General features: G+C 33.6%; 19 protein-coding genes and 3 pseudogenes. 4 read left to right on the forward strand and 18 right to left on the reverse strand.

Features of this window, described 5'->3' with window-relative positions:
* Positions 1–187 precede the first annotated feature (187 nt).
* From D8836_RS11280 to D8836_RS10430, 5 genes and pseudogenes are all read right to left on the reverse strand, one after another.
* Positions 188–448: a hypothetical protein gene (locus tag D8836_RS11280; RefSeq protein ID WP_221763031.1), complete on the reverse strand. Its 261-nt coding sequence runs from the start codon at positions 446–448 to the stop codon at positions 188–190.
* A 30-nt stretch (positions 449–478) separates the two neighbouring features.
* A pseudogene (locus D8836_RS11285) lies at positions 479–943 on the reverse strand (hypothetical protein); the annotation flags it as partial.
* Positions 933–1931: a hypothetical protein gene (locus D8836_RS10420; RefSeq protein WP_125393937.1), complete on the reverse strand. Its 999-nt coding sequence runs from the start codon at positions 1929–1931 to the stop codon at positions 933–935. The pseudogene D8836_RS11285 and the gene D8836_RS10420, both read right to left, overlap by 11 nt.
* 199 nt (positions 1932–2130) lie before the next feature.
* A pseudogene (locus D8836_RS11505) lies at positions 2131–2679 on the reverse strand (CHAP domain-containing protein); the annotation flags it as partial.
* A gap of 151 nt (positions 2680–2830) precedes the next feature.
* Positions 2831–3010, reverse strand: coding sequence for a hypothetical protein (locus tag D8836_RS10430; protein WP_142999082.1), 180 nt, complete (start codon positions 3008–3010; stop codon positions 2831–2833).
* A 462-nt stretch (positions 3011–3472) separates the two neighbouring features.
* Here D8836_RS10430 and D8836_RS10445 point away from each other — a divergent pair, with 462 nt between their 5' ends.
* From D8836_RS10445 to D8836_RS10460, 4 genes are read left to right on the forward strand one after another with little or no spacing between them, the layout of a single operon-like run.
* Entirely contained in the window at positions 3473–3718 is a 246-nt protein-coding gene (locus D8836_RS10445) for a hypothetical protein (protein WP_001813542.1), read from the forward strand.
* Positions 3715–4050: a DinB/UmuC family translesion DNA polymerase gene (locus D8836_RS10450; RefSeq protein ID WP_000806926.1), complete on the forward strand. Its 336-nt coding sequence runs from the start codon at positions 3715–3717 to the stop codon at positions 4048–4050. Before D8836_RS10445 ends, D8836_RS10450 begins: the two co-directional genes overlap by 4 nt.
* A 12-nt stretch (positions 4051–4062) precedes the next feature.
* Positions 4063–4431 (forward strand): hypothetical protein, encoded by a 369-nt coding sequence (locus tag D8836_RS10455; RefSeq protein WP_000567222.1) that lies wholly within the window; start codon positions 4063–4065, stop codon positions 4429–4431.
* Positions 4418–4717: a DUF5960 family protein gene (locus tag D8836_RS10460; protein ID WP_001072467.1), complete on the forward strand. Its 300-nt coding sequence runs from the start codon at positions 4418–4420 to the stop codon at positions 4715–4717. The genes D8836_RS10455 and D8836_RS10460 overlap by 14 nt, the downstream gene beginning before the upstream one ends.
* 117 nt (positions 4718–4834) lie before the next feature.
* Here the strand turns inward: D8836_RS10460 and msr(D) are convergent, their stop codons facing one another.
* From msr(D) to D8836_RS10525, 13 genes and pseudogenes are all read right to left on the reverse strand, one after another.
* Positions 4835–6298: an ABC-F type ribosomal protection protein Msr(D) gene (gene msr(D) / locus D8836_RS10465; RefSeq protein WP_000420313.1), complete on the reverse strand. Its 1464-nt coding sequence runs from the start codon at positions 6296–6298 to the stop codon at positions 4835–4837.
* Between the two features lie 119 nt (positions 6299–6417).
* Entirely contained in the window at positions 6418–7635 is a 1218-nt protein-coding gene (gene mef(A), locus D8836_RS10470; RefSeq protein WP_000417519.1) for a macrolide efflux MFS transporter Mef(A), read from the reverse strand.
* A gap of 385 nt (positions 7636–8020) precedes the next feature.
* Positions 8021–8191, reverse strand: a complete 171-nt coding sequence (locus D8836_RS10475; RefSeq protein ID WP_000873143.1) for a hypothetical protein — start codon at positions 8189–8191, stop codon at positions 8021–8023.
* A 668-nt stretch (positions 8192–8859) separates the two neighbouring features.
* The gene (locus D8836_RS10480) at positions 8860–9477 is read right to left on the reverse strand and encodes a DNA alkylation repair protein (RefSeq protein ID WP_125393939.1); all 618 of its coding nucleotides are present in this window, start codon (positions 9475–9477) and stop codon (positions 8860–8862) included.
* A 117-nt stretch (positions 9478–9594) separates the two neighbouring features.
* A complete protein-coding gene (locus D8836_RS10485; RefSeq protein WP_125393940.1) occupies positions 9595–10485 on the reverse strand; it encodes an aminoglycoside phosphotransferase family protein in 891 nt (296 codons plus the stop codon).
* Positions 10486–10701: 216 nt separating this feature from the next.
* Entirely contained in the window at positions 10702–11052 is a 351-nt protein-coding gene (locus D8836_RS10490) for a GntR family transcriptional regulator (protein ID WP_125393941.1), read from the reverse strand.
* Positions 11049–11270, reverse strand: a complete 222-nt coding sequence (locus D8836_RS10495; RefSeq protein WP_060628303.1) for a DUF1648 domain-containing protein — start codon at positions 11268–11270, stop codon at positions 11049–11051. Before D8836_RS10495 ends, D8836_RS10490 begins: the two co-directional genes overlap by 4 nt.
* 18 nt (positions 11271–11288) lie before the next feature.
* Positions 11289–12848, reverse strand: a complete 1560-nt coding sequence (locus D8836_RS10500; RefSeq protein ID WP_125393942.1) for a putative ABC transporter permease subunit — start codon at positions 12846–12848, stop codon at positions 11289–11291.
* Positions 12841–13551: an ABC transporter ATP-binding protein gene (locus D8836_RS10505; protein WP_125393943.1), complete on the reverse strand. Its 711-nt coding sequence runs from the start codon at positions 13549–13551 to the stop codon at positions 12841–12843. The genes D8836_RS10500 and D8836_RS10505 overlap by 8 nt, the downstream gene beginning before the upstream one ends.
* Positions 13552–13660: 109 nt before the next feature.
* Positions 13661–14278, reverse strand: coding sequence for a TetR/AcrR family transcriptional regulator (locus D8836_RS10510; protein ID WP_125393944.1), 618 nt, complete (start codon positions 14276–14278; stop codon positions 13661–13663).
* Positions 14279–14423: 145 nt separating this feature from the next.
* Positions 14424–16175 (reverse strand): recombinase family protein, encoded by a 1752-nt coding sequence (locus D8836_RS10515; protein ID WP_125393945.1) that lies wholly within the window; start codon positions 16173–16175, stop codon positions 14424–14426.
* Positions 16176–16629: 454 nt separating this feature from the next.
* Positions 16630–16857 (reverse strand): helix-turn-helix domain-containing protein, encoded by a 228-nt coding sequence (locus D8836_RS10520; RefSeq protein WP_000919632.1) that lies wholly within the window; start codon positions 16855–16857, stop codon positions 16630–16632.
* 103 nt (positions 16858–16960) lie between these two features.
* Positions 16961–17056: pseudogene (locus D8836_RS10525) on the reverse strand (relaxase); the annotation flags it as partial.

Genomic DNA, 17056 nt, shown 5'->3' on the forward strand with positions numbered 1-17056 from the left:
CTCTGAAAGTTAATAATCAAAAAATATATTTAATGAAAATGTACTGTTAATCAAAAAACAATCTCTTCAAATTCATAGTTACGATGTTTTCTATGAATTCCAAAAATCTTTTTCGGTAAGTTATCTTTTACTATTGTTCTTTTCATTTATACCCCATTTCAATAAATCTATGTGATTACAATTAATTTTAACTATCTAGAAAATCTTTTAAAATTTCAAAAACTTCATTCCGATCCAATAAAATATCATCATTTTGAGGAATAGTTGATATCACAGACTCAAGTTCTATCACAAAACGGTGCATTTCTGCTTTCACCGTGTCACTTGAGGTTATATTTGACAGTTTTTCACTCCCTAGTAATAAAGCTGTTAATCGAGTAATATCGTTCAAATGTTTTTTAATGGCTTTACTTAAACCTTGAGTACCTGTGGCAGAGCGTTCTCTCATATCCAACCAAGCTTTAGCCTTGAAAATAATTAAACCACGATTACTCAACACCGAGTATCCCTGAATGGATTCTTTTTCATGCACCAATATATTATAATAATCCTTATCCAATAATAAGGCCGACAAACTAGCATCTTCATCAAAATGTAAGGGTGTTTCTCTCCCCTCCTTCTTTAATGGGTATTCTGGTAAAATACTAAATAGTTCAATCATAGAAGGAAACTCAGGTTTATTTGTTGTAAATCGAAATAGCTGTGCTTTTTCATCCTTCTGACTTCCTTGATATTCTCCCAATTCTAAAAAGTGATTCAAGGTATCATAAAATTCCTTATTTTTTAATTCATCAATGATTACCATATCATAATCTTTTGTTGTCCGACTTTTAAATCCTTGCGAGTCCAATACAATAGAGGTTGCAGTCCCTCCAATCAAAACATAATAGTCTTGAAAATTCGCAAACATTTCTTGAAAAATAGCTTTCGTATTAGCTGGCATCATCTTCTCCTAGATACTGTAATATATTACTTTTTAGTACTTCAATCTCTTCCTCCACACGTGGATCATCATCATCTTTTAAGGTCAAATAAAGAGAAATAGGATCTACAAACTGTCTATCTTGATTTTCTTTAAAATCGTTCCAAAATTCAGATACAAAAGGACTATATCGCCATATCTCTAATACCTTGCCTTCTAAAACATGCTGAGATAATGGCAAGGATAATTTATTGAATTGTCTATGCGATATGACATAGCTACTATTTTCATCCGATTCAGCTAAAAAAGTCAAATAAGATAAAGCATAAGTACCACCGTATAGAAGCCTAGAAGCAGATTTTATATTCTCTAAATCTACATTGGGCAATAAGAGCCGTTTTTTGATTGGATTAAATAAATAGGACTCTGATTTTAAGAATAATTCTTTCTTTGATGCAGTATAGGTGTAAAGTTTATTTGGCTTATTTAACCAATCTAAAGTTTTAAAAGTCCTCAAACATCTATAAATCGTTGAGTTTGGAAGTCCAGTTACCTGTGAAAGCATATCAACATCTACTACTTTTTGACCTTTTGTCAATAAAAAGGCAATCCAAGTTAATTGTTCGCTAGGTGTTAATTCTTTAGATGTTGCAACATCATCATTAGCATTCAATACTAATCCCAATGGAGGAAAAAAGAGATTTCCCTTGAAATCTACAAAAGGAACTCTAGCTTGAAGGAGTTGTTTTTTTTCAATGTCTGATAGCTTTGAAAATACCAAAACAACGTCCATGCTAGCTTTTTCGCCCATAATACGAGCTTGAGTAACAAATGAGTCTAAACTTCCTCTTCTCTTTTCTTTAATCAATAAAAATGACTCCTTATGAAACTTCATTTGAGCATATTGAAATCTTTTTTCAAAACTAATTGGTAAAGTTAAAGCTATTTTTTCAACACTTACATTAATATAAAACGATTGAAAAATAGNAATTATCTTTTTAACATTCATTGTTTTTCCTTTTTATCATTTTATCCGTATTTTATCATTTCAAATGAGAAAATGCAAGTTTTTTGATAATAAAAAAGTGACTTACAAAAACTATAAGTCAGCAAAATATTAGAAAATTTCAATTAAAGACTCTCTATTTCGTCGCATAAGCAAAATTCATAGTACTATTGTCTACCTGAGAAAACCGTCTTCATCTACATACCAGAAATGAATTATCTGGATAGACCTCCTTGACAAAAGACACATGACAATAAGGATCAAAGGTCCCATGACTGCCACCGACAAATGAGATAATAACTTCAGCTCTTGGAATAGAGCCTGTTTCACCACCCAGAATTGCAGCGGTTGCCACCTAGTCTTGAGCAATTCCCGTGATGTTGTAATGGGAATCTTTTCCCCATTTCTGTCCTTGAGTTTTAATCCTAACTGCTTGATGCGAGCTGCTACTCCCCAGGTACACTGGCCATAGCATAACAATACCATCGCTACCTCCTGAAATCGAGTTACCATCCCTTCGAACACTTTCAAAAGCCTTAGAATCACTTTGGGCTGTGACTCCATTTGGCTGACAAAAAACCTTTTCAATCTGGTAATACTACTCTGTCTCTCTGGTCTTGCATCCTAGTAACTTGTCTCCTGAATTACCCTCCCAGTAGGTTAGAAAGAGCTGAGCGGGACTAGCTGGACTAACCGTATTTCCAAAGAAATCCTGAAGACAGTTGGTAAAATAGGGACTGTCCTCCCCCAAAAGCTCTAGACGAGTTTTAAGAAGTGCATAAGCCACCTTGACTTTCAGCTTCATGTCCTTATGCTGTTTATCTTCCAAAAGAATCTTTATGAGCTTGTATAAGCGCTCAGACTTTTGATATTGATTTACTGTAATCCATTTCATGAGATACCTACACACTCTTTTTCTCCAATTCACCACTTGGTTGGATTTGAACCAAGCCACTCTTTTCCAAATCAGCCATCACAGTTGTTGCTTCAACAATATCCAGGTCCATTTGTCGGACTAGATAAGAAATCACGATATGACGTGACGACTGTATTTTTTCTACAAAATTTCTCCTTAAACGCAAAAAAATCGAGAACCATATAGAATAGTTCTCGGTTGAGATATAAATATTTATTATTGTATTCATTTTTCTGATATGCGGGCGATAGCCACAAATACACTTACTTCTATGTACCATTTTAGGACTTTTTTGATGTCAAAATTGCCTTTATCTACAAAGACAAAAGCTTGAAATAAAAGATTTTCATCCTTTTACTCTTCGCAACAACGCTACTGCCTCGACATGTGCTGAGAGCTTTCTTCTATACTAATAGACGAAAGGGTGTGAAAATGATTTTTAAATGATACTGTGGAACGGAACAGTAGCCCTAGTATTGACTACTGTCGTTTCTATTCATATTGGCTATTCTAGGACTGAGATGAAAAAATCTATAAATGCTCAGAATAAAATTGAACCCGCAAATCTCCCCAAAACAATGGTGAGTCATGTACTTGTATTATTCCGAAAAAATACACCTCTGGTGCAGTGAGACAAATTGGTGTATCTTATAGTGGCTTCGTAGATGAAAGCTATACTCTACTATCACTCTTTGATGATGTAGAACAAATTGAAAAAGATAATAGACTTCAGACAGCTATTGATGTTGTCAGAGAACAGTTTGGTTTTTTAGCCATACAAAAAGGAACCGTCCTAACTGAAGGTTCCAGAAATATTGAACGCAGTAAACTTATCGGTGGTCATTCCGCGGGTGGATTGGAGGGATTAAAATGAAACAAGAAAAAAATACAGTACAATTTTCAGAAATCCGTAGCAAAGGATGTAATGATATTGAAATGCTTGAAAGATTTTTACATGGAATCGTTGAAACAGCAACTTCAAAACTTCGTCAGAGAAAACTCAAAACAACTGAAATATCGATACGACTAGTACATGCTAAATCTGAAAACCGATTACCATTGGAATTTACATTTAGCATTAAGCCAACAAGCTCATCTGTGATAATCTATACTGAGGTAATCAATCGCTTTAAAGAATGTTACACAGGTGGGGGAATTCAAGGTTTTACGATTCAATTTGATAAAAATACCCTTGCCTCTGCATAGAAAGGATTTGATATGATTGACCGTTCATATTTACCATTTCAATCAGCAAGAGAGTACCAGGATACAAAGATGCAAAAATGGATGGGCTTTTTCCTATCTGAACATGCATCAGCACTCTCTGATGATACAAACAAAGTAACGTACATGTCTGACTTATCACTAGAGAAGAAATTATTACTCCTCAGTCAAGTATACGCCGGGCAGCTACGCACACGCATTCAAGTGATTGAAAAAAACAAGCGTGTTTCCTACACTGGAACAATACCAAGTCTGACCAAAGATTTCATTTTGATAAAAACTACAACAGGTCACATCAATTTGAAATTAAAAGACATTATTAGTATTGAACTTGTCGAGGAGGTGCTCTATGAATCAGCTTGAGTTTCAGCGTAATCACCTACAAATGGACTATTATAGCGAGAGCTACCAAGATTTTGAACGTGACTTCTACCGCTACTCTAACATGAATATTCCATTGACCTTCCTAACTGATGATATCCTAAAAACAATGGCGACTTCACGTAAGAATTACTTTGTCCTCAATAAGGAAAAGTCCAGAGATAACCGCGATCACTTCTTCATATTTGAAGTAAGTACCGTAGATGAGAATCCGCTAATCTATCATTATACATATAAGAAAACTACAATATATTTAGCAGAAAAATAGGAGCAGTTCAATTGACTGTTCCTATTTTTAATATTCATAAAATCTAAAGTCTTTATACTCTTTAACAATGGAGTCGCCAACCAGAACAGACTATACTGACCAGCGACTACCTTAAATTTAATGTTTCAGATTTATTTTCTTATCTCTAATTTCATAAACTACATCTGCTACATTTTCGAGTAATCGTTTATCGTGGGTGATAAACACGATAGTTCCGGTGTACTCCTTCATTAGTATTTCCAAAGCCTCTAAACTTGGTATGTCAAGGAAGTTACTGGGTTCATCCATTATTAGGATGTTATATCTACCCATGAGCATTTTAGCAAGCAACAATTTTATAATTTCTCCACCGCTTAAAACAGATAAACTTTTTCCAATATCGTTCTGTTTGAACCCCATAGATGCTAGCACTGAACGAATTTCTGATATATTGTAGTCACAATCCTTCTGCATAAACTCCATAACATTCTGATTACTGTTGTACTTGTAACCATTCTGTGCAAAGTAACCTATTTTTGCCTTAGGCGAAATAGAAATTCCTTCTTCATGGTTTAAGATCATTTGGATTAAAGTTGTTTTTCCGATTCCATTACCACCAGTTAACGCCACTTTTGCTCCTAACGGAATTTGAAAAGATGCATTTTCAAACAGAGCCTTATCCCCAAATACTTTATTAATTTCTGCACCGACTATAGGGTATGGATTATGGAGCTCCAATGCTTTACTTTGCCTGAAACGAATTCTGCGAATGCCTTCCGGAGCTTCTACTTTTCCTAAGGCCGCAATCCTGTGCTCTAGGGTTTTAGCAGCATTATACATCTTTTTTTCCTTACTTCCTATTGATTTTTGATGAGCTAAACGCCCTCCGTCTTCAGTACTTTTTTTCTTTGAAGAACCTTTTGCCTTCTGTTCTATTTTACGAGCCTGTTTTCGCTTTTCCTCCGCAGCCCTTTCCAATCGGGCACGTTCCGCAATAAATTGTTCGTATTCTGCAGCTTGGCTCTTACGTTCTTCCTCTTTCTGACGAAGATAATCAGAATAGTTTCCCCAATACTCAGTGATTTTGCCATCTTTCAGTTCCCATATTTTATCTACTATTTCATCAAGAAAATAGCGGTCATGGCTAATAACTAACAGTGCACCTGTAAAATATTTTAGCTGTCCTATTAGAAAATCAATTCCTTCACGGTCTAAATGGCTCGTAGGTTCATCCGCTAAAATACCATGAACCTGTGCCGATAAGGCCTGTGCTATTTTAAGCCTTGTTTCTTCACCACCGCTCATAGTCTGTATATTTAATTGCTCAACACCTAGCTTGCCTACAAGTGCAAAATCTTTTTCCTCCTGCAGAGTTACTTCGTCCAACTGGGGAATATAGGCAAGTTCACCCAGACGATTCATTTTACATCCTGGGGGAGTTAATTCTCCTAAAAGTACCCTGAGTAAAGTGCTTTTTCCAGCACCATTTGCTCCTACTAAACCAATACGGTCATAATCATATACTTCTAATTCATTTATATCTAAAACATCGCGTCCTTTGAATTCCACACGAATGTCTTTTGCTTTTAATATTAATTCCATAACATTTCCTCCTGTCTATAATCGCATGCTTTCATTTGCTTGTATGCAGGGAAAACCCTGCGATTTTAGCAGGAAGAGTTACATGAAAATAAGATACATAAATATTCCTCCAATATTGTTTATTTTAAATCTAATTTTCTAACCTCAGTTATCATTTGGCAAACTATAGCAATGCCAATAATTAAAATACCTGATAGTAAAAACCAATGATTTACACCGATTTTATCAGCAAAGAATCCAGAAAGAATTAACCCAATTGGCATAGCAAGTGACATGATACTTCCGATCAAAGAAAATACACGTCCTAAATATTCAGGCTTAATTTTCTCCTGAAAAAGAGCTGTTTGCACACCGCTATAAAATGGCACCGAAAGCCCCATTATTGCACAGCAAACTACGAATATTACAAATCCATTTGGAGGAAGTATTCCCGAAACGGCTAAACTGGTCCCCATTATAAAAAATGAACTTGTTATTAGTAATACATGCTTTTCGAAGCCCCCTAATCTTCCTAATAATAAGCCTCCTGCTAGCATCCCAAATGCAAAGGAAATTTCCGTAATAGAAATATGCACAGGCGTTCCATTAAAGTGTTCCATGCTTATTAAAGGAAATAGTGCATTGATTGGCATATAAACAAAAGTATATAGTGTTCCTAAGAGTAATAAGGCAAACAATCCTTTGTTTTGTCTCAGAACCACAACTCCTTCTTTCATCTCCCTTATGAAATTTGGTTCTAAACTTTGCACTTGATTACCCAGCTTAGGTATACGTACAATTGCTACCGTAATAGATGCAATCACAGCACCCAATACGTCGATGGCAATAATAGCATTTAAATCCCAAACGGAGTATAAGAGTGCTGCAACTGCCGGACTAACAATATAGCTTATAGACTGCAAAGACTGACTATAGCCTGCGCATTTCGTTAGCTGTTCTTCTGGTACTAAAAGTGGTGTAACCGCATTGAGTGCTGGGGTATGAAAAGCTGTTCCAATGCTACGGATAAACAATACTATCATAATCATCCAGACAGGTAGCTCCATACAGAATGCAACAATAGCAAGCACTGCACCAGCTGCTGCGATAATTAAATCGGCACCAATCATTATCTTCTTCCTATCATGACGATCCACTAGCACACCAATGGCAGGTCCCAAAATCGCATAGGGTAAAAAACCTACTAATGAAGCCATAGACAAGACCATCGCAGATCCTGTTTTTTCTGTAAGGTAAAAAATAATCGCCATTTGCAGGATGGCACTAGTGATTAATGATACTGCTTGCCCTGCCCATATTGCATAAAATTTTCGTTTCCAATTGTTGTATTTTTCCATTTATATTATCTCCTGCATATTATTTTGCTTGAATTTCTATTTTGAATAGCATTCTAGGCAATAAAAAATGCAGGCCAAACCCCACAATGTGGCTTTTGGTCTGCATACATACAATTTGGAAACATTCATATTAAAGACATAGTTAAATAAAGGTATAGTTAAATAACCAATATCCTCACCGTAACTAATGAATGCTCAATATCGTATAAATAAGCACAACAAAAAAGCCTATCATCGGGTATAGATTCTGCTTTTTTTATTGCCAGCTTATCTTAAACGCATTGAGGCTGTCATAGTTTCGGTTCCTCCTACATCTTTGTTTATATCAATTTATAGTATAACACAACAAGATGATATGTTCAATATAAAAGTTATGGAATGAGACTCATACTTCCAATTCGATGCCAGATTTAAAGGATATGACGAAGTTTTCTTCATAGACTGTAACGCTCTGGATTATCTTCCTTAGTAGCAAGCGATTAGCTTTCACAAAATCTTCTGTTTGTAGTTTTAAAAATTCATCAGGATTTTCTAACTCAACCTCAAAATATTTCATTTTACATTCCCTCATTTCATTTATTGATAAATTGAGTTTGCAAAAAAGAGTGGACAATTTTTGTCTACTCTTAACCTTTAAAATAGTTTTTTTTAATCGATTTGAAGTTGCCTAAATTATTACTTATCCGGTAAAATGAAGTATTGCTTTCAACAGATTTCCTTCAACTACACTTCACTTGATTCAAACAAGGTGGGTACATTTCTATTCCCACAAACTCCTTGTCAATGGAAACAAACACGTACCCACAGGGTAAATGGAAATAGAAACTGATAATTTCTAGCTATCACTTCTACTCATTCCAAAAATTTTCTCACTCTGATACTTACCCACCATAAAGCAAAAAGCCTTGCAATCAAGGCTTTCATTATCCCTTTCGTTCAAAGGTTTCTAAGCTTTTACGAGCAGAGCGACACACTCAGCGGTTCGCTATCTCCGTTCTGTCTGCGTGCTAGCACTTGTCAATCACGGACAGCTATCGCATGGGCGGAAGTAAATGCTAATCTTCGTCGTTTTACTCCTTGACTAGCAAACTTACCGCCTCAACATGTCATGATAGCAAACTTCTATATTAAAGAACGAAAGTGATAGAGTTGTTGTTTAAAATTAAACTATAGAATGAAAATATTTTATAGTTACCATTTTCTCAACTTTATAGTTAATAACTATCATTTAATAAATTTAGTTGCCAACTTGTAAACTTGTTTTATCTCTTTACTATTAATATCCCAACAATCAAGTTCTTCTTTAATTAACTCTGGAAATTTTTTGCTAATATCCCTCAAAGAATTACCAACTGATTTTCTAACATATTCACTGGAATCATCTTTTAATGCTGCAATTCGTTTAATAGCTTCATCTGGATTATCCTTGAAATATGGTCTACTCGTCCATATTCTCAAACCTTCTGTAACAGCTCTTCTGACATTTGGATTATTATTTTGTAGCCAGTCGTCAATAACCGGAAGAGATTTTTCATAACCTGTTTTCTTACAAAATTCATCGAATGCTTTTGCTAATATTTCTTGAACTCTCCAATTGTCATCCTTTGAAACCTCATCCCTCATGAAAATCAAAATTTCTTCATACGATGACAAATGGCCAAAGAGAAATACACTGTACATTCTAACTTGATATACATTGGATTTAAAGGCTAAAAATGCTAATTCTTTGGTATACGCATTATCGTTTGATTGATAGTCAGCAAGAGCTCTTTTCTCTTCTTCCTTAAATCCATTTTCTATTAAAGAGAATTCTTTTTCTAAATTTAAAATATATTCTTTCATGTAACTTGAACCCGAAACAACATCCCAATTTTCAAGATATTTCTCGATAGGTATTAATAAAGAATTGAATTCGTTATAATATGAGCAAATAATCTTGACATTTTTTCAAATTGATATTTAAATCCTTTTATTATTCAGCCTTTTCTCAATCAAATACCAACTAGGAATGATTTGCTTCATATCATCATACCATTCTAAAATTTCCTTAGCTTGATGTTGCATTACTGATATTTCTTCGATTCCGTAAGGAACAGACCATGGAAGAGCACCAACTATGTTATTTACAATATAGATAGCAAGAAGTTTCCAAAATAAATCTGGAACCTTACCATTAAAATATCCATCTATCATACCTGAGGCAAAAGAGGGTGAAACTTGAGCAGACCATACAATACGATTGAATTCCTCCCAAGGATCTCCAAGGTCAAATCGATCAAAGTCAATGACATAAATTTTACGATCTTCACCAATCATGAAATTCCCGATATGATAATCTCCATGTTGGAAAACCTGAGGTCTATCTTTTAACATTTCTCGATTTGCATTTAAAAAATCAATAAAGATCTGACCATTTTCATATTGAACGGGACATTCTTTGTATTTGGAGATTTTGTCATCAATTTTTTGATTAAAAAAGGATTCCCAATCTTCACGAACTTCTGTAACAGGGAGTGAATGAATTTTTTGAAGGATTCTTCCTCCTTCTACTCCATAAGTATATTGTTGTTCTTTCGAAACAGTTAAAATGGTTTCTCTTGCATCTTTCCCGTCTATCCATTCGTGTAAAGAGTGTACCTCGTCATCGCAGAGTTCTATGCTAATCGGTTTACACATAGGAACTCCAAGAGAAGCTACTTTCTCCATCATATCAAATTCAAATTTTTTAGAATCTAACTTCTCCTTATCAGAAACACGCAAGAAATATTTTTGCTGATTTTGATCTGTCACACAATATTTTTTATCATCTGACCAGCCTTTATTTATGGCTATCTTACTACTAAAATCCATCAAGCACTCTCCGATTCATTTCACAACACTTTTTGCAGTTTTCACTAGTAACCTATCCAGTTCGTCTACGCTAGCTTGATTATTTAATGAATAATATTTTTACTGCTAATTAGTTGCTCTCGATTATAACTACCTATATTCTATCACAAAAAACAAAAAAAGCCTTAAAATCAAGGCTTTTCTATACTTTCACAAATACTCCTAATAAATTTCCATTCAACTTCTTCTAAGCATCTTTTCTAAAAATAAATTAACAATCTCATCTTCTGAAAAGCCTAGCTCACCAAGTTTTTCAAACAAAATTTTCACTAGCTTGTTAGATTCTTGATATCTTAACTCCTTTATTTCTTGCTCGCTTGCTATGACAAAATATCCTAATGTTCCACAGCTAGTAACCAAATTCTGTTCTTCGAGAACTTTCATTGCTTTTTGGACAGTTGCCGGATTACACTTCTCGTTTTCTGCTAATCTCCTTATTGAAGGAATTTGTTGTTCAGGTGCATAATCACCTCTTAAAATAGTCGTTCTTAATTTTGATGCAATTTGTAAATATAGATGGGGTTTCATTTAATCTTTTTATTTTCACTTTCCCTAACAAACTTCCAATATGCAGAATAGGGGATGACTGTAGCTAGTAGAAGATAATATTTATTTGCAAACATATCTGCTTCTCCTTTTGCATTGAAATGAATCGGAACTTTTTCTGGGAGAAATCTACAAATAACAACTATTATAGCTAGCATTACTAATAACACCAAAATATCTTTTATCAGTCTGTTTTTCATCTTATTTTTCTCCTTTAACTAGATAAAATTTTTCTTGCTTATTGTTAAATAAACACCCATTGTAATAACCAATAAAACTACTGATACTAACTGTAAAACAAATATAATCGGAAGATTAAACAGCCAATTAAGCAAAAGTGGCGTAATAAGCGCAATCATACCAATAATTCCAGTTACAATAACAGGAAGACTTTGTTTGACAACTATCATCTCACTGTCCCAATCATAGTTAGGATATTTTTTATTTAATAAAATTCCGATTACCGTTATAAAAAGGGAGTAACATATAGGAACAATAACTACATTCATAACTTGAATAGGATTCATATCAAGTTTCAGCATAAATACAGATGCAGAGATCATATATCCAATCAAATGAAGTGTAAGGTTGACAGCTATCTTAGCATTTAAAATCATTTTCACTTCAACCGGAGAACTTTTCAAAATCCAAATATTTTTACCTTCTAAAGATATAGATGAAGCTGCTGGACAACTGAGTGAAAGCATAGATGAAATAAAGACGGGAGCTAAGTTTGAAAGATACTCATTTATATTTTCAATTCCTGCAGAATTTCCTATTTGCTCTACAGAATTAAACAGGAAACATATACTAAAGACACATAAAAGAATCACTCCAAGCCCAGCATTCAAGACTGCCATATAAGAACTTAAAAATCGTCCAAGCTCTTTTTGATACAAAGCAAAAAATACCGATTTTCTTTCATAAGATACTTTGCCATTAGCATATCTTGATTTTGTATTGGCAAGTGTATTAAGTAGTCCATACTTCAACGAAGCAATTTTGACAAATAGATAAAAGACGACTATTGAAAGAACTATATAAAATCCCATTCCATAGTACATTGGAAAATTGTAGTATGACATAAATAGTCTAGAAATTGGATACAGTCCAGTAATTTGCTTAGCCAGAGTAACCCCAATACTACTTTCATCACCTGATTGCAAAGCTGATAATGCAAAATATCCAATTATACCTAGCATCGCAAATGAAAAAATAAGAGAGATAACATTTTTTCTTTTAAAAAAAGATGAAGCGACAACAATAACGAGTCCCATGCATGCCGCTATACACATGGGGATCAAAGGGGCAAAAATTATAGAAGTAAAATACAATATAATCTGTAGGAGGTTTAAACTTCTGTTCAAGCCCCATACAATTCCACCCGGAAGCATAAACATCAAGCCTATTAAAAAATTCAATAAGTACATAAACATGAACTTGCTGGTGATAATATACGAACTTTTAACAGGTAAGGATAGGAGACTTTCCATATCTCGACTGCCAAATAAAATGCCATTCGAATAAAAGACAGTCAAAAATAATATTGAAAAACTTGATACAGAGACCATATATGCCGGTATCAAGTCCTGCTGTCCGACGTGTACCAATGTTTTCGCTGTTAGTATATTATAAACAAAGCAAAATAAGGAAAGAGTTATTATGCCAAAACTCGCAATAGCCATTGAACTTTGTTTTTTATTTCCTGAATCTCTAATCTCGTTAATAGGAAAGAAATTAATCAATTGCGCTTTAAGCAGTATCCAAATGTTACTCATTGTCCTGCACCTCCATGAAAAATGCCTCCAATGATTCATCACCTTTGACGTCTCCTGTATTGCCACTTGCAATTAACTTTCCATTTTTGATAATGGCAATCTTATTACATAATTTTTCCGCAACATCCAATACATGGGTTGAAAAGAAAATAGCACCACCATTTGAAACACACTCATGCATAATTTTCTTTAGTAGGAAAGTTGCTTTGGGATCTAGCCCAACAAAAGGTTCATCTAAAATCAACAGTTTAGGAGAATGTACAAGTGCAGAAATAATGGCTGTTCGTTGCTTCATACCATGTGAATATGAAGAAATAATCCCCGAAAGATGCTCAGTCATATCAAATAAATCACCGTATTTTTGGATTCTCTCCCTGCGTGTTTTTGTAGGAATTTCAAACAGGTCAGCAATAAAATTAATATATTGAAGTCCTGTCATATGTTCATACAAATCTGGATTATCTGGGATATACGCCATCATTTTTTTACAAATAACAGGTTCTTCTTTAATAGAATGACCGTTGATAATTATACTTCCGTCTTCAAAATCATGGATACCAACAACTGCCTTTATCGTTGACGTTTTTCCCGCACCATTTGCTCCAATAAAACCATAAATATCTCCAGGCTGTACTGAAATAGATAGGTTATCCACAACCTTCTTATCCCCATAACTTTTACTAAAATTCTTTATCTCTAACATATTTTCGTCTCCATTGACAATTTGTCAGTCATATATTGAAATAATACCGATAGCTCGTTTTGATTTAGCTATCGGTACGTAGTTCTCTTTACAAACATTCTATCTTTTTTTAATCGCTAAAGAGTCCTTTTGTATTTAGATTTTGTTCCAGCATTATCTTAAATGCATTCAAGTATTCTTTGACAGGTTCTTTCTTTGAAGTTATTATACCTATGTTATTTGAAACAAAAACATAGGCTGTCATCAGAAATTCTGCTGTTTCTGATGGATATTTTACAGAAAATACTTTTTCTGAGATGCCTTGATTTATTATCCTCTCAAAATATATAGTCAGTTTTTCAATGAGCTTATGAGATAACTTATCTAACATATAACGATTTTCTTCAAGATCAACCGTCTTTTGTAACTCAGTTCCTTCCGCTGAAACGTTATCTGTAGAGATTATTGTGGCATCTATAAAGGCTCTTATTTTTTCAATAGCAGTTTTGTCGTCATCATTGACAATCACATGAATATCTCTCAATAATTTCTCTGAATAACGTTCCACAAGACAATACAGAATATCTTCTTTGTTCTTAAAGTGATAGTATAACAAACCTCGTGATATATTTACCTTATCGACTATATCCTGAGTTGTTGTGTTCGCATATCCTTTCTCCATAAAGAGGAGCATAGCAGCATCCATAATCTCAGCCCGTCGAATTTCCGGATCTTTTACATCTCGCATTTTATTCCTCCTGTTTATAAATTATACTACTCTACTGACAAACTGTCAATTATAAAATTACTTTTTGAGGATACCAAAAAATCCTTGACACCAAGGCTTTTTCGTCAACATTTTTTTCTAAGCTCGTACAAGCAGTGATACCGCCTCAACGTGCGTTGTTTTCTTTATTTGTACACTTTTTTTCGTCATCGGTTACGGAATTAAAACACAATTTATCATTATCTATTTTAGCATTCTTTCTTTTAGATTTGTAAGATTTTGCATCTTTAGTCGAAGAATCTCCCGTTTTAAAAATTATAGTCAACATTGCTGGATCAATTTCTCCATCAGAATTTATTCCGCCTACTATTATTTTTTCAACGATACTTTCAAAAATGTCCTTGTCAAACTCCGTCAAAGTTTTTTGTGAAGTTAAAATTTCTTTAAAATTCTCTAATCTACTTTTTATATCAACTTCTGATTTTAAAGTTACTTCTAAGTTTACTTTTTCTTCTAAAAGTTTTTCTTTCTCAATTTGTATTTGATTGAATTTATCTTCATATACAGAATCACTTATTTTTCCATCTAGATTCATTGAAACTAATTTTTCTTCTTTTTTGTACAACGAATTTAATTTACTAACTATCTTAGTCAACTCCACTTTTAAGGTATCATCAGTAAGCTCTTCTTTTATAATTTCAAGAAAGTCTTCAGTTAGGTTATTATTTTCATAAAACAACTGTTGGTAGCTCTGTAAAAAAGCATTTTCTATTGCTTTTTCCTCTATTCCTTTACTATGAGTGCAATACTTTTTACCTCTCTTTATAGATGTTGTACAGTGCCAAATAATCTTTTTGTACTCTGAACTAGAGTGCCAACTTCTTCTAGACAGAACAGTACCACAAAAACCACATTCTAATCTACTGCTAAAAGGGTACATTCTTGAATATCTTTCTCGTTTACCTTTTGTATTTGCTATGGTTTTTTTGTTTCCTGATCTCCGTAATCGAATTTCTTGCGCTTGTGTAAAAATTTCTGGACTAATTATCGCATCATGATTATTTTTAATGTAGTATTTATCTTCTTCACCGAAATTTATTAAACGTCTCTTACTAATGGGGTCAACAGTGAAAGTTTTTCCCATTAGAATATCACCTTTATACTTCTCGTTTTTAATAATTCCTAAAACTGTTGTATCTTGCCAGTGATCAAGACCTCTCGGAGTTTTATAACCTAGTTCATCAAGTTCTCTAGCTATTGCCCTACCCCCAATGCCATCAATGTATCGTTCAAAAATATAACGTACTATCTTGGCTTCTTTTTCATTTATTGATATCGACTTTGTATCTTGATTATAGTCATAACCAAGACAACCTTGAAAACCAATAAGTTCTCCACGTTGCATCTTCATTTTTAAACCCTTTTTAACATGGGCAGATGTATTTTCAACCTCCTGTTGAGCCACTGAACTTAATATCGTCAATAGTAACTCACCATCCATAGTTAAAGTATCAATATTTTCTTCTTCGAAAAATACACCAATTTGTTTATCTTTGAGCAAACGAACATATTTGAGAGTATCTAATGTATTTCTAGCAAAGCGAGCAATGGCTTTGGTAATGATATAGTCTATTTTTCCATCAAGGCAATCTGAAATTAATCTTTGAAAATCTTGTCTTTTTCCAACTTGAGTTCCTGAAATCCCTTCATCAGCATAAATGTCAACCAAAATCCAATCTTGGTGCTGTGATATATACTCTCTATAATGACGAACTTGAGAATCATAGCTATTTTTTTGATCATCACTATCGGAACTAACACGACAATATGCTGCTACTCTCCTCGATAAAGAACCACTATTATCATTTCTTCTAGTTACTAAAGGATTTGCTTTTATAATTTCAACGTTGTTTGACATGGCTTAACCTCCTATTTCTCTGCATTTATTTTACCGCAACCAATAAAAAAGGTCAGCTAATTTGTGTATATTTTACGCAGTTTCAGCTTTATTTTTTCATATTCTTTTTCGCTAATAAGTTTTTTTAAGAATAATAGATTTAGCATCTCTAGCTCGACTATATAATTTTCTAAATTTGATTTCAAAAAATCACTTCCCTTTTATCTTTTATCAATCTCCTCCATGGCATGACTGATGAAGTCATCATAAGAATTTCACTTGCTGCTCTTTTACGTTGGCAGCCTGAACGGTCAGAAGTATCATTGTATATCATTTGTATCATGGCATATAAAGTATCGCTCTATTTTATTGATGGTTTTAATGTCGCTCTTATCATGGCGAGCCATTCAAAACTGCTCCACAAATGAGGAAAGTACCATTTTGGACTATTCAATTGTCAATGTGCTTTCTTAACCTAATACTTTTTGGAGTAATGGTCTTCTTTATTATCCACTCGACCTACAAGGTAATCTAAACTTACATTATAAAAATCTGCAAGTTTGATAAGGTCATCTATAGAGATTAACCTGGTACCTGATTCCATTTTAGAATACGCTGATCTTGTACAATTTAAGATTGTTTTTGCAACATATTCTTGTGTCAAATCATCATCCTCGCGTAAATCTCTAATCCTTTTCAACATCCAATGTCTCCTAAAACAAGTATAATATAGTTATTTTCTTATTTTTAAATATGTGACAAATTGGCACATGNAACTATTCTATATATACTTTTTAGGAAACTGTTTACTCTAAATGTATCTCATTTTCCTTAATAGATTTCATATTTTGTTTTTCCTTATATTTCTTTATTGTTTTATTAAACATTTCAAATAAATTTAT

Source organism: Streptococcus mitis (assembly GCF_003942995.1).
Classification (GTDB): domain Bacteria; phylum Bacillota; class Bacilli; order Lactobacillales; family Streptococcaceae; genus Streptococcus; species Streptococcus mitis_CV.